The 14170-nt window shown below is 42.6% G+C and carries 8 protein-coding genes; 1 reads left to right on the top strand and 7 read right to left on the bottom strand.

The genetic code is table 11. The features are described 5' to 3' along the window. Nucleotide 1 precedes the first annotated feature (1 nt). On the top strand, nucleotides 2-4693 hold the full coding sequence (locus JF50_RS27685; RefSeq protein ID WP_052262460.1) for a hypothetical protein: 4692 nt from the start codon (nucleotides 2-4) through the stop codon (nucleotides 4691-4693). A 451-nt stretch (nucleotides 4694-5144) separates the two neighbouring features. On the opposite strand, the gene JF50_RS18495 is transcribed toward JF50_RS27685, so the two are convergent. From JF50_RS18495 to JF50_RS18525, 7 genes are all read right to left on the bottom strand, one after another. After that, a complete protein-coding gene (locus JF50_RS18495; RefSeq protein WP_039610824.1) occupies nucleotides 5145-5906 on the bottom strand; it encodes a hypothetical protein in 762 nt (253 codons plus the stop codon). A 428-nt stretch (nucleotides 5907-6334) separates the two neighbouring features. Next, the gene (locus JF50_RS18500) at nucleotides 6335-8551 is read right to left on the bottom strand and encodes a DUF6351 family protein (RefSeq protein WP_235423469.1); all 2217 of its coding nucleotides are present in this window, start codon (nucleotides 8549-8551) and stop codon (nucleotides 6335-6337) included. A 285-nt stretch (nucleotides 8552-8836) separates the two neighbouring features. Beyond that, nucleotides 8837-9418, bottom strand: coding sequence for a hypothetical protein (locus JF50_RS18505; protein ID WP_039610825.1), 582 nt, complete (start codon nucleotides 9416-9418; stop codon nucleotides 8837-8839). 45 nt (nucleotides 9419-9463) lie between these two features. After that, nucleotides 9464-10093, bottom strand: coding sequence for a hypothetical protein (locus JF50_RS18510; RefSeq protein WP_039610826.1), 630 nt, complete (start codon nucleotides 10091-10093; stop codon nucleotides 9464-9466). A 214-nt stretch (nucleotides 10094-10307) separates the two neighbouring features. Beyond that, nucleotides 10308-12779: a TonB-dependent receptor gene (locus JF50_RS18515; protein ID WP_039610827.1), complete on the bottom strand. Its 2472-nt coding sequence runs from the start codon at nucleotides 12777-12779 to the stop codon at nucleotides 10308-10310. Nucleotides 12780-13057: 278 nt separating this feature from the next. Next, nucleotides 13058-13750, bottom strand: a complete 693-nt coding sequence (locus JF50_RS18520) for a helix-turn-helix transcriptional regulator (RefSeq protein WP_039610828.1) — start codon at nucleotides 13748-13750, stop codon at nucleotides 13058-13060. Between the two features lie 19 nt (nucleotides 13751-13769). Then, nucleotides 13770-14087: an antibiotic biosynthesis monooxygenase family protein gene (locus tag JF50_RS18525; RefSeq protein ID WP_039610829.1), complete on the bottom strand. Its 318-nt coding sequence runs from the start codon at nucleotides 14085-14087 to the stop codon at nucleotides 13770-13772. Nucleotides 14088-14170: the final 83 nt, after the last annotated feature.

The raw sequence follows: 14170 nt of genomic DNA on the forward strand, positions 1-14170 counted from the left end.
TATGTTTATTAAAAATGCTATCGCAGCAGCACTTGCTACTGTGAGCGTTATCTCTGCTCCGGCTATAGCTGCTCAACTAAACCATCAAGGTACGTTGACTAACTCAAATACACAAGAAGCTGTGAACGGCACTGTATCAATGACATTTAAATTGTACTCGCAAGACCTTGTCGTTTGGGAGTCTACGAGAGAAGTTGAGGTCGTTGATGGTGCTTACACCATTAGGTTAGGTGAAAACAATGATATTGATGCGTCAATATTTAAAAATAAAGACTTAGAACTTGGCATAACCGTTGGTGACGATACTGAAATGTCGCCTCGCCTTAGCATTGACACGGCACCGAGTGCTTATCATGCGGATGTTGCAAGTAGAGTTGAAGGTGATGTTGATGCAACGCAAGTTTCAATTGGTGGCAATGTCGTTATTGATGAAAACGGTCGTTGGTTAGGTGATAGTACTGGCCTTCGAGGCGCGGATGGTGCAGACGGCCAAGATGGTGCTGATGGATTACCTGGAGCTCAAGGTGAAAAGGGTGAAAAAGGTGATACGGGTGCGCAAGGTGTGCCCGGTATTCAAGGCGAAAAGGGTGATACCGGCGCGCAAGGTGAGCGCGGTGAAAAAGGTGAAACTGGTGCACAAGGTGAAGTTGGCCCACAAGGTGAAACAGGTGCACAGGGTGAAAAAGGTGATAAAGGCCTTCAGGTTAAAGGTGCTTGGAGTGAAGTTGCTGCCTATGTCATCGATGATGTTGTGTCGTTTAACGGCAGTCTTTATATTGCAATTGCAGAAATAAGTGCACCAGAGGGTGAAATAAACGCGAACCCGGTTGTGGCATCTAATGTTTGGAGCCTATTAGTTGCTCGTGGCGAACAAGGCGAAGTTGGTCAAGTCGGTGAAAAGGGTGACAAAGGCGATAAAGGTGATGCCGGATCACAGGGTATTCAAGGTGAAAAAGGCGACCAAGGTCTTCAAGGTGAGAAAGGCGACAAGGGTGACAAAGGTGATGCCGGAGCACAGGGTATCCAAGGTGAAAAAGGCGACCAAGGTCTTCAAGGTGAGAAAGGCGACAAGGGTGACAAAGGTGATGCCGGAGCACAGGGTATCCAAGGTGAGAAAGGTGATCAGGGACTTCAAGGCTTAAAAGGTGATAAAGGCGATAAAGGTGACCAAGGTATCCAAGGTGTCCAAGGTATCCAAGGTGTTCAGGGCCTAAAAGGTGATAAAGGCGACACCGGTGAACAGGGTATCCAAGGCATTCAGGGTATCCAAGGTGAAAAAGGTGACAAAGGTGATAAGGGTGACCGTGGCCTTATTATGAAAGGCAATTGGAGCGCGACGGAAGCATATGAAGTCGACGATGTGATTGTACATGCAAACAATGCTTATATCGCCAGAGTTGCAGTCGCAGCGGTTGCTGAAGGGAACGAACCTAACTTACCTCCATCAAATACTAACGATAGCTGGTTACTGTTATTCAACGGTGTGGGTTCTGGTTTAGCCGGTAAAGATGGCCTAGATGGTCGCGATGGCGCGCCGGGTCAGCAAGGTATTCAGGGTCTACCTGGCGAAAAAGGTGAGCCAGGCGAAAAAGGTGAGCAAGGCCTTCAAGGTGTGCAAGGCGAAAAAGGTTTACCAGGTGCTCAAGGTATTCAGGGTGAAAAGGGTGACCAAGGCCTTCAAGGTGAGAAAGGTGAGAAAGGTGACACCGGTGCTCAGGGTATCCAAGGTATTCAGGGTGAAAAGGGTGACCAAGGCCTTCAAGGTGAGAAAGGTGAGAAAGGTGACACCGGTGCTCAGGGTATCCAAGGTATCCAGGGTGAAAAGGGTGACCAAGGCCTTCAAGGTGAAAAGGGTGAAAAAGGTGACACCGGTGCTCAGGGTATCCAAGGTATTCAGGGTGAAAAGGGTGATCAAGGCCTTAAAGGTGAAAAAGGTGATACTGGTGCTCAAGGTATTCAAGGCATTCCAGGTGAAAAAGGCGAGCAAGGTCTACAAGGCGAGCAAGGTATTCAAGGTATCCAGGGTATCCAAGGTGAAAAGGGTGAGAAAGGCGACAAAGGTGATCGTGGCTTATCTATCAAAGGCAATTGGAACGCAACCGATGCTTACGAAATCGATGACGTTATTGTTCATGAAAACAATGCTTATATTGCCCGAAAAGTCGTCACTGCAGTAGTAGAAGGTGATGAGCCAAATCTACCTCCATCAAACACTAATGATAGCTGGCTATTATTGTTTAATGGCGTTGGTTCTGGCTTGGCCGGTAAAGATGGATTAGACGGTAAAGATGGTAAAGATGGTAAAGACGGTTTAAATGGTGCTGATGGTGCTGATGGTGCTGATGGTATCAACGGTATCAATGGTGTTGACGGCACCGATGGTGTCGACGGCATAGACGGCAAAGATGGTAAAGATGGTGAGAAAGGTGAACCTGGGGAAAAAGGCGATCCTGGTCAAAAAGGTGAGAAGGGAGATAAAGGCTTACAAGTAGTCGGTGCTTGGTCTTCTGTATCTGCTTATGCGATAGACGATGTTGTTACCTTTGAAGGCAGTGCATACATCGCAAAAGTGACGATCCCTGCAAGTGAACAAGCAAATCTTTCACCAAAAGAAGCGGCTGCACAATGGGCGTTATTTGCGTCCAAAGGCGACACTGGTATTACGTTTATTGCTGAAGGCTATAACTTAGTTACTGAATTCAATGCGGGTGATGTGATCACTTATATGGGGAGTGCTTATATTGCAACACAAAGCACAGTAGCTGTGCCCCCTACAGATCCACAGGGTAATTTACAGCAGCCGTGGCAGTTATTAGCTAAAGGCGCAAGTTATGATGAATCACAATTTGCATTGAAAGCTGATTTACCTGATATGACTGTATACGTTACTAAAGCAGAGTTTACCGCTGGACTAGAGTCTAAAGCAGATACGATTACTATTACAGGTATGCTTGACACGAAAGTAGATAAAGTAGCATTTGACTCTGCACTTAGCTTAAAAGCCGACGTGACTTTACTTGACTCTAAGCTGGCTGTTAAAGCTGACCAAACAGCGGTTGATACAGCCCTTGCGAGCAAAGCAGATCAAAGTGCAATGAATACAGCACTTGCGGGCAAAGCGGACCAAACAGCGGTTGATAAAGCCCTCGCTGGCAAAGCGGATCAAGCTGTGGTTGATACAGCCCTTGCTAGCAAAGCAGATCAAACGGCTGTGAATACAGCACTTGCGGGCAAAGCGGACCAAGCTGCAGTTGATACAGCCCTTGCCAGCAAAGCAGATCAAACGGCTGTAAATACAGCACTTGCGGGCAAAGCGGACCAAGCTGCGGTTGATACAGCACTTGCCAGTAAAGCGAACCAAGCTGCGGTTGATACAGCACTTGCCAGTAAAGCGAACCAAGCTGCGGTTGATACAGCACTTGCTAGCAAAGCGGACCAAACTGCGGTTGATACAGCCCTTGCTAGCAAAGCGGACCAAACTGCGGTTGATACAGCCCTTGCGGGTAAAGCGGACCAAACTGCGGTTGATACAGCCCTTGCGGGTAAAGCGGACCAAACTGCGGTTGATACAGCACTTGCGGGTAAAGCGGACCAAGCTGCGGTTGATACAGCCCTTGCCAGCAAAGCAGATCAAGCAACCATGAATGATGCGTTAGCAGGTAAGGCAGACAAAGCCGTCGTAGACACTGCGCTTGCGAGTAAAGCTGATAAGACAGCAATGAATGCTGCATTAGCAGATAAAGCAGACAAAGTTGCGATTGATACAGCACTTGCGGGCAAAGCGGATCAAACAGCGATGAGCGCAGCATTAGCTGGGAAGGCTAATCAAGCTGCGGTAGACACTGCCCTTGCAACTAAAGCTGATAAAACGACCGTTGATGCTGCTTTGAATAACAAAGCAAGCCAAGCGGATATGAATACGGCATTGGCGCTCAAAGCCGATAAGACATCTGTAGATGCCTCTTTGGCAGAAAAAGCCAGCACAACTTATGTGGACAATGCAGTACAACATTCAATGAAGCTCAACCCTGCTAAATTAGCGTGGAGTGCAGCTCTTGCCTATCAAGCCGGAGAAGTGGCTAGATATTTAGATGGTCATCTTTATATCGCACTGAAGGATGTTGAAGGAGGATCGCGAATCAATCCGGTTTTTGATACTAGTCATTGGATGCTTTTAGTTCAAGGTACCCCGAGCACCGAAAATAGAATGGTGTTTACAACAAGTCAGCGTTACACCGCTAATTTAGGAGGGGGAACGGGTGCTGATCAGAGATGTCAGGCAGCAGCTGATAGCAGTAATGTAGTGCCTAAAGGAACTTATAAAGCCATCTTAGGCTCAGCTTCAAGATCATCGGTAACGACGCTGTTGACCTCAGGCTATAATTACTATCGAACAGACGGCAGCTTAGTTGTAGGTAAATCAGAAGATATCTTAACTGGTAGTCGCTCAATCGCATTTAACTACGATGAAAATGGTAATGCAGTGACGGGGGCTGTTTGGACTAACCTCTTGTCTCAAGGGTGGAGACACAATTGGGAAGCTTGTCGTGACTTCACAACTAATAGTAGTTGGGATTATTATGCTCGCGATGGTGCTACAATAGGTAACGCAGAGTCTGTTTCAAGCTCTTGGTTAGATAATGGAACAGCCACTTGTAGTGCTTATGCAAGACTATATTGTGTTCAACAATAAAGTAGTTTAAAAAGAAAAGCCTATTCAGCGAATAGGCTTTTTTATTGCTCATTTCTTCAATAGCTCCACAGTATTTACTTTTTTCGCATACCGTACAGCCAATGTTCCAATTTATTATACAGCGCCATTTTTAAACTTTATCTAATCGGTAATGTTGAAAAGTCTTCCCTTCGCTTGATGGCTTATTAATTAACGCAATGCGCGCCACTCAAGTATTATTTTGCCTGTAAAGTAATATATCTTGTGCTGTTTAACGTGGTGCTATGATTGATGAGGTTCTTAGAAAGTACACATCGTTCGACCGAATTTGTGTGAAGTAAAAGTGTGACAGGACTTAAAATTGGCCATAAGCGCTACTTCACAATGGCTGACAGCACAATTTTATCGTCCAGAAGATTTATCTTGTTTGAGCGATGCTTTCAGAAAAGTTGCAGGCTTTTATCTGAGCATTCTATTGAAATAGTCTGACTTCAAACTTATCAGAGTAGCGTTCTTGAATGGCCCTTGCGCGGCTACCTTCTGCATATTTATCATTTAGTGAGCTGTATCTGATCCGTTCCATGTAAATGTCAGCTTCACATGACTTTTTGTCATTCAATGTTTCAGAGTCGAAACCGTCAAGTGATGACAAGTCTACACTGAGGTTACCGTCATCTGTTAGATCAGTATACGACTTGGCAATGCTTTCTTCATTGCCATCTTTATTTTTACATCGGATAGTCAGCAAAGCATCTAATCGGGTATCGGTTGCATCGTCAGGTGTCCAGTTGATTTCGACCGTCTCTTGCTTGTAATAAGATTGATTCTTTTGCGGTGTAATAATAGTAAATGGTGCTGGTAATACGAGTTCGGTCTGTAGCGTATCGTTGCTTTCGGCTCTGGTCAGCGTGACAACGAATCTAGTGTCTTTTTCGGCTACGTTAAAGGTGGCTCGATAGTCTATATCTAAAAAACCATCATCAATTTCTAAATTTTTGGTGATGCCTGCGGCGGTTGCGTGTAATTTATCCTTATCTGAAAGTTTTATGTTATTCCCGTTTCTTGAACTGACGTTGAGCTCAGCAATAACACGGCTATCTTCTCCCTGTGACGTAACATAAATATCAGCCCAAATTGCCTCTGTTTTAACATTTGCTGACTCGGTGGTTTCACTAGAGCAGCCTGCTAATAGAGAAAGAGATAAAGGAATTGCCGAAAAAGTTTTAAGATTCATGAGTGTACCCGTGGTTAAAGTGTGTACCTAATAGTAAAGCTGTTTTAGTTAAACTAAAATAACAATTAACACTTTTACACAATTTAAAACAGTTCTTGATTTTGACTGGGTGCAGATAACTGATTTCAGGGTAAAATGATTAAGTTGAACATCCATGTTCAGGTAAAAATCTAGTTCACTTTATTGGAACAATATGAATATAAAATGGATTTTAATCTATGGCAATGAAAAAAGTTAATTTATCAATATTTACAGGAAAAAATAGGTTTAATATCACCAAAAACTTATAGATGCTTTTATAAAGGCATTTAGAGATTGAATTTGACGACGCCTTAACAAGTGATTTTAATCCATTTGTCTTGCTAATAAACTTTATATAAGTAAATAAGTTTGTTTTTTGAACTCGTTTTCAGTGGCTCCATCCATCATTAATTATGTGACACATTTACAGTGAGTGATTTATCGTCTTTTTGTGTATTGTTAAAGTGCGCATTTTGAAAGTGAGGCTGCTTAGGCTGGCCAACATCCGTTCCGCCGTAATCACAAACACCATGTGGAAAAATTTGCTCTAGGCTCGTAATGTGATCAGATATTTGCACGTTGCCATATAACCCTTGCTCAACCGCTTGTGAAACAGGCATAAGCGGGCATTTGAACATAGCGCCATCCCAATCGCCGCCCGCTTCAATTCTGCTAGTACTGAACATGGGAAATCGATTTTGGCACGCCCCTTTACTTTTGTCGTTCCATTTACCATCAAATACGCCTTCACCTTGAGCGAAAATAGCTCCATCCGGGCTAAAGCAGGTATCATTTAACCCCTCAGGTTTGGCAGCAGCAACATCTCTATGCTTTACAGAAGCTAGCTTCGTTAGCCACCGGTCCATCATTGCAAATGCGTGTTCAGTTGGGTTAAAGTTTTTGTGCGCAACCCAAATGATGTGGTTGTTACTATTCCCTTTGCGATTTTCTATACGAAGTCGGCTGTAGAAAGACGCGGACATATGGTGCATATCGAGCTCATTTTCTAAATAGTGTCTTGCATCAATGACAGGAATATCTATATCACCTATGAATACTTGCCCAGATAAGTACGCTTTGTTCATTGCTTTAATGGAGCCAACATGCCTTGGCGCGATCTTATCGATAGGTGTTGTGATATTATGATTACCCCATAGGGTTAACCAAATAGGCACTTTATGACCGAGAGGGAGCACTATTTCTTCTTGTTGCATTTGATGTTGGGGCTTCCAAGATCCGATATTCGCGTTGAGGTGCAGGAATTCATCTATTGAGATTTCTTTGGCTTTTAGAGCATTCAGCCCATATTGTACGCCTACATTGTCCCAAGTACTCAGTCCATACCCAAATTGGTCAGTGCCGAAGATATGTGACATATCCTGCCAATAGCTCCAGTTAGTTTCTGTTACAACATGGCTGGTAAAGTGCTCTCTGATAAAGCCTTGTCTTGGATTATTAATGAATGCGGACAAACCAAAGTAACCATTAATGCATTCGCTGCTGCCTTTAGGGAAACTAGGTACAAATCCTGACATTAACTGATTAATGGGCTGCAAGAACCCGCCTTTTTGTGGAAAACCATTGATGGCATTCATACCTTCGATGAGACGACGTCGTTCCCAATCACGCCATGATTTTTTGTTGTCTGCTCTAAACGTAAAATAATTGTTGAGCAAGTCACAGTCTAGTGCATAGGTTGTTTGTGTGATCATGTCAGGATAGCTGTATAGGGGGATAAGCCCATCTAAAATCCCCTCACTATTTTGAGCTATCAAGTATTGGGCAAGCCCGCCTCCTGACCCCCCAACACCGACAGTGTAAAGAGGTGAGCCGTATAAACTGGTAAATTGCAGTTTTACTCTGCGCGCGGTGTCTTCAGCCAACAGCATGTTGTATGTGTAGCTCGTTTTGTTACCACTAGAGCTAATGACAGCATAGCCATCAAGCAATTGCTGCGCTTGACGAGTCATGACCCGAGCGGCTTTTTGCCGACCTTGTCTAAATCCAATTCCAGAGCCGCCATTAAATTGATAGATCAAGCGATTGTTCCATTTGCTCTTTGCTAAACGGTTGCCTATCTCGGTCTTTGTTATCGGCATAACTATGGTGTAGATAAAACGATTAATAGACCCTTGCTCTACTCTAAATAGGGGTTGAGTTGTCTTCTTTGCTTTGTCTAAGTCGGTTACTTTGCGGGCTTTAAATGTGTCGCCTTCATTTTCCAATGTGTAATAGTTTATACGCGTTTTTATTGAACAGTCTTTGCTATAACCGATTATTTTTTTATTTTTATAAACAGGGATCCCGAGCATTTTATGGTTGTCTACTTCAGGTTGGCCAAGCAAAGAGTCTCGTGTCATACAATAAAAAGGGTATTGATTTGGGCCTGAGTACAGGCTTTCTGTGGGACCTATCTCTCCGATTGATATTGGGAAAGAAAAGTGCTCTGGAGGTCTTATGATCTGAGAAATGTGAGTATTAAAATCAAGTAAATAGTTATCTTTTGGCTGCGCTTTGTTTTGAACGGCAAAGTAACGATCTTCGTTGGTGTAATCTTGATAAAACCAAAATGCGAAACCAGCACTAACTAGTAATAATAAGGCCAACATGAGCTTTTTTAACATAAACACCTCTATGACTCTGCCGTTACTTTAAGTTTAGAATTGGTCTTACTGTTACGTTGTTATATGTTTGTTATTTAAGGTGAACTGAAAAATATTAATATATAAAACATGATATTAAAGATTAATTTTCCATGGGTAATTGATTTTAATAGTATAGATAGCGTGATCAAAAAAACTAAAGTTAACATTATTAATGCGGCTGTTAAAAAATCTTAAATACTTAAATTTGTATTTATAAAATGTCACTTTGCCTTCAAGTATCATGGTATCTTTATTAGATAAGTTTTACGTATGTTCTTCGGGCGAATAAGTACCTGCCAATATACTTTCTTGCAATCGTGTCAGTTTGTCCCTCTCAAGCGAAATAGTGTCTACGAGTGTTTGTTTTTCAGAGAGTGTTAACGCCTCAGATTGGTACACGTCTTTTTCTAGTAAGCTAAGCATATCGGCGCGAACGCCAGCTTCTTTGTACTTTAAAAAATCAATTCCGAGGCTGCTAAACAGCAATGCTTCGTTGACCTCATCAATCTCGATGTCAACTTTTATTGCAATATCTCTTATCTCGATAACGGCTTCTTCAAAGAGTTGGATTTTTTGGTTTTTTGCACTTTGGCTCTTATCTACCCGTTCTCTGGCACTAGGTAAGACTTGTTCATAATAGTATCTCCTTGTTTGTTCACTAATGTCATCAAAATTGACATTCAGTGACAGTGCCATCAACTGATCTGAGTTACTTTGATTAGGCTTTTCTGTTAATACATCTTGCAAGGTTGAGGCAAAACTGGCGTGCTGCGTTAACGTGTTACGCATCGAATATTGTTGAGCTTCAACGAAAGGCATGTGTTTTAAAGTTGAAATACTACTCATGGATATCCTTATTTAGTGATTATTTAAAGTATGGTGTTGATATGATCACGGCTTAAAGTCAATGGCATCAAAACGCTTTTGAATTGCGTCTTTGTGATCTGTATTCTGTTCTAAATAGGTGCCTGCAAGCATTTCTTCTCGTTGCCGCTCCAATACCTGTCGCCTATCGTTCAGTACGCTTTTGAGCTTTTCTTTATCACTGCTCAGCAGAGTTTGAGAGCTGTTGATGTCTTGTTCCATTAAGTTGAGCATATCAATACGTACGCCCATTTCTTTATACTTTAAAAAATCAATGCCGAGGCTTCCAAACAAGAGTGCTTCATTGATTTCATGCTGTTCAATTTCAACCTCGATGGGCATGTCCATAATTTCAATAGTGGTTTCTTTGTAAAGCTGAATTTCTCTCAAACGTTCATCTTCGAGTTCGGGGTCGACTCGCTCTTTAGCTATCTCGAGTGCGAGTTGATAATACTCGCGGGCTTGATCTGATATTTCGTCATAATTTCGATTAAGAGACACAGGCATAACGAGATCGGGGTCGGTGACTTCAGGTTTGCTATTGATTGTTTTGTTCAACAGTGACGCAAACTCAGCGTGTTTTTCAATGCTTTTATTCATTGCATTGTGTTGGCTTTGAAATGCTCGATTTTGATTGATGACAGAGATGATACTCATTGATATATCCTTATAAGCGGCAACAGTGATAAAAACCTTAATTTTTTAGCAAGTTATAGGCCAGTTTATGCGGATATAAAGAAGTAATATGCTTTTATTATGCAGTTCAAAGAACGGTATAGTCTGATAGGCTTTATAGATAAAGCGAATGACAAACGCTGTGATATAAAAAAGGCGGCAAGTGAATTTGCCGCCGATTAAATATTTAAAATATTTAGAACTGGTAGTTGAACGTGAGCTCAGCGTTGCGTTCGTTAGCAGGTAAACCGCCTAAGAATAGCGCTTTACTGTAGTGTGTGCCGTCAGTTAAGTTCTCAATATTTAGCTGGAGGTGATAATTGTCAAAGTAGTAAGCTGCTGACATATCCCAACGGGTGTAGCCATCGATTTTCGCCGTTGGCAAACCAAATGAAGGGTGGTTTACGGTACGTTCACCCACATATTGCATGCCTAAACTGAGTTCCAGATCACCACCAAATACTTGATTAACAGTGTGTGTTAACCAAGTGCCAGCCATTTTTTCAGGGATCCCTTTTTTGGCTGCTTCTCTTTTGTCTGGATCTGATTCCTGGTGATGAATGGATAATGCTTCTTGATATGTTGCATTCACGTTTAGCTTCCATGCTTCGGCAAGTGCTAGGTTCAAGTCAAATTCGACACCTTTAGTCGTTTCATTGTTGTCGTATTTGAACTCAGGAATACCTGCGTTAAACTCAGCGCCTTTTTGCTCATCATACTCAGGGTTGCTATAACGTAAGTTAGTACGTTTAGTGTCAAATATAACAATTGAACCAAGTAGATCTTCGTCAAATGCAGTAAAGCGGATACCAATATCTAGAGTCTCTGATTCTGAGTCAGGTTGATTCGGTGTTTCCACGCCATTTGTGATTGTAGATAAAATACCGAAAGCTGTGCGGCCTTTACCAACGTTCACAAATGCCGAAACTTCAGGGATGATTTGATAGTTAATACCAAGTGAATAGGTCAGGCCAGAATCATCAGTATCATATTCAGGCCTCATCCCTTTGACTCTATCAGTACCTAGGTGCTGATATTCTTGCTTAATTGTGGTGTAAGCAACGCCAGCTCGCGCAGTTAGTGCGTCTGTTAGATACAAGACTTCTTGAGCGCTAATACCGTATGCAGTAAGTGATTTATTGTAGTTACTTCTTACACTTGGGTCGTAATCCATAAAATCACCCGCGCCCCAGTTTGGATTACGAATGTCTAAAATATATGGGATTGCATTGCTAGACTTATTACCATCAGCATCATAGGCAGACCATTGCTTAAATGACATATCGCGTTGTTCGTAGTTTGCACTGATAAGGTGTTCACCGCTGATATCACCATAGCTCCATCCAAGCTGCAAGTCCGCAAAGTATTGCCATGTTTGTTCATTAGAAATAGCACGTCGGTATTCTTGGCGACGCGCTGCATAAGGGTGTAGCTCACCATCGTCAGTGACTAACGGAGCGCGCGGGTTCGCGTTGATGATTGAACCATGCGCGCGGTCTGAGCGGTTCCAGTAAACATAGTTGTAAGCACCTGTTTGACGTACCAAATCTGAATCATATTCGCGCCACAGAACTTGCTGAGTTAACGTCGACTCTTCACCCAAGTGCCAATCATGGCGAAGTTTAAAGCGCAATTCTTGGCCGTCGTTAGGCGTAGATAACGGAGAAATGAGGCTTGAGTCACCTAAATCAATCGGTCGTAGACCGTCTGTTGTATTAATAGAGGCAGCAAGTTGTTCACGTTGCGCTTCGGTTAATTGAACACCTAAGTACTCAATGTCGCCTGTTTCGTTAGTGATAAACTTCGGGTCATTTGGTACATCTGCGCCTGTAAGCTTTCTTGGATCACCATTAATACTGTCCCAGTTAACGATTCGTACCGGATCGCCTACGGAGTCAACTTGCATGGCATCATCAACATACGCCGCTGAGAACAACAGTGAATGATCTTTAGATGCTTCAAACTTCAGGCTCGCATATACTTCATCGCGGTCTTGTTGCAGGTCACGGTAGCCATCGCTGCGCTCATGATTCAGTACCACGCGATATGCTAAGTCATCAGTGATTGCGTTGGTTGCATCTAGCATGAGTCCATAGGTATTCCAGCTACCTACTTTTGCACTCAGCGCATAAGCTTCTTCAAACTGAGGCTTTTTCTCAATTAAGTTAACTACACCACCCGCTGCGCCAATACCATATAGACCTGTTGCTGGGCCTTTTAACACTTCCATGCTTTCAATATTTGTCATAGAGCGAGTCGGATTATAACTGTTACCCAAGCTCGCACCGCCGTACATACCGTCGTATGTATAGTTGACACCTAAACCTCGGATCGCAAGGTTATCGCCAATACCATAGTTGTTACCGGCTTGTGTAAAGCCACTCACATTTCTGATAGCGTCTTGTAGTGTAATTGCAGATTGAGAATCTAGTAATTCTTTATCAACAACCACGACTGCAGCCGGAGTTTGCATCAGGGCCATGTTTGATTTGGTGGCTGTACCTGATTCTAAAATCAGAGCATTGTGCTTGTTATAAACGCTGATGCGCTCGATGTCATCTTGGGCTTGTTCTGCAGCCTGAGCTGTTGCGACAACGCCGCCTAGTAAAGCAACTTTAATCGCAGTTGCAAGAACACTTTTTGAATTTAGTGAACGAGAGAATTGCATATTACACTCCATACTTCGCAATATGATTGTTTATTCGCAGAGGGGGCGCATACTAACAGTGATGGCAAATGATAACAACTCTCATTTGCGTTTAATAAAAGTTGCCAAAGTTAATCAATGTAGCAAGTTTGTTTATTTGTTTTTTATATGTGTTTTATGGGTTTTTTAATTGTTTTTATTTGTGTTTTTATCGTTTTTTATTTGGGAGGAGGATGTTTGATTTGTTGCAGTGATTGCGTTGTTGGTTACTGGTCTTATAAGAATGAAAATTGCACAACTTATTGTTTACATTGCGCTGAGCGAACAATCTCAATGTAGTGCGCCATGCTTTTTGTCTGCTCGAACAAAAAGGTTTCTTCTTTTTTCTCCACGGCTTTTATTCTATCCAGTCTAAACTCACGATATGCATTGCGCAGTAAACAGAAGGCAATAATGGTCCATTTTCCTCCCCAATAGACCAACCCGAGCGGTTCGATATCTCGTGTACTTTGCACTTCATGGGCATCTTCGTAATATAAACAAAGTCGATTTCTACTCTCTATTGCTAAGCGGATTATCTGGCTATGATTTTGATCTTTCTCACCATGAGCGTAGCCTACTGCAAGAAAAGGTAGGTTATCGTTAAGCTGCTTGAGGTGAGGGGGTAAAACGGCATCAATTTTAGCAATGGCAGATTGAGCGTGTTGTGATAATTGTGGGTCAGTCCACGCCTTTATCATTTGGCTGCCGATAAGCAAAGCTTGAAGCTCTTGAGGAGAAAACATCATCGGCGGTAAATCATAGTCTCGGATTAAATACCCAATACCAGCCTCGCCCTCTACGGGGACGCCAGAAGTTTGTAGATTTTGAATATCTCGGTAAATCGTGCGCTCAGACACTGCCAATCGCTCGGCTAGCTGTTTAGCGGTCACTGCTACTTTGCGACCTTTTAAGTGATTGACGAGTTGAAACAATCGTTCTGATTTGTGCACGATTTACTCCACTAATAATTTAAGCAGTACAGTCACTTTGTGATAGCACCGAGTGATGGCTGATCCCAACTGACTCCGAATCAACTAACGCACAATATGCCTGACATACAGCTGTTTCTTCAAACGCCAGTTGCATGTGTTGACAGTCTTCCATGGTTTGCCAATAACTAATATCAACGAATGTATCTGTATTGGCTTGCTGTGCTAATGAGCGATAGATAAAGCCAGGTTGTTTGGCCACAAACTCTCCAGATGCAGTACTCTTTTCCATTAGTTGCTCTAGCGATACGCCTTTGTTCAATGTGAATGAAACGATTTTAATGACATTTTGATTCATAATAGCTTGCTCCTTATTGTTGGTCTCACAATTAGAGCAAAGGGCAGTGTCAGGGAACGTCAGTAGCGTGGCATTTTACGTGA

Origin of the sequence: Pseudoalteromonas luteoviolacea, from assembly GCF_000814765.1 — a bacterium.
GTDB classification, from domain to species: Bacteria; Pseudomonadota; Gammaproteobacteria; order Enterobacterales; family Alteromonadaceae; genus Pseudoalteromonas; species Pseudoalteromonas luteoviolacea_H.

Excerpts from the sequence above, each read along its gene's own strand:
- JF50_RS18525 (WP_039610829.1), bottom strand. The coding sequence starts at position 14,087 with ATGAATCAAAATGTCATTAAAATCGTTTCATTCACATTGAACAAAGGC.
- JF50_RS18515 (WP_039610827.1), bottom strand. The coding sequence starts at position 12,779 with ATGCAATTCTCTCGTTCACTAAATTCAAAAAGTGTTCTTGCAACTGCG.
- JF50_RS18510 (WP_039610826.1), bottom strand. The coding sequence starts at position 10,093 with ATGAGTATCATCTCTGTCATCAATCAAAATCGAGCATTTCAAAGCCAA.
- JF50_RS18495 (WP_039610824.1), bottom strand. The coding sequence starts at position 5,906 with ATGAATCTTAAAACTTTTTCGGCAATTCCTTTATCTCTTTCTCTATTA.
- JF50_RS18500 (WP_235423469.1), bottom strand. The coding sequence starts at position 8,551 with ATGTTAAAAAAGCTCATGTTGGCCTTATTATTACTAGTTAGTGCTGGT.
- JF50_RS18505 (WP_039610825.1), bottom strand. The coding sequence starts at position 9,418 with ATGAGTAGTATTTCAACTTTAAAACACATGCCTTTCGTTGAAGCTCAA.
- JF50_RS27685 (WP_052262460.1), top strand. The coding sequence starts at position 2 with ATGTTTATTAAAAATGCTATCGCAGCAGCACTTGCTACTGTGAGCGTT.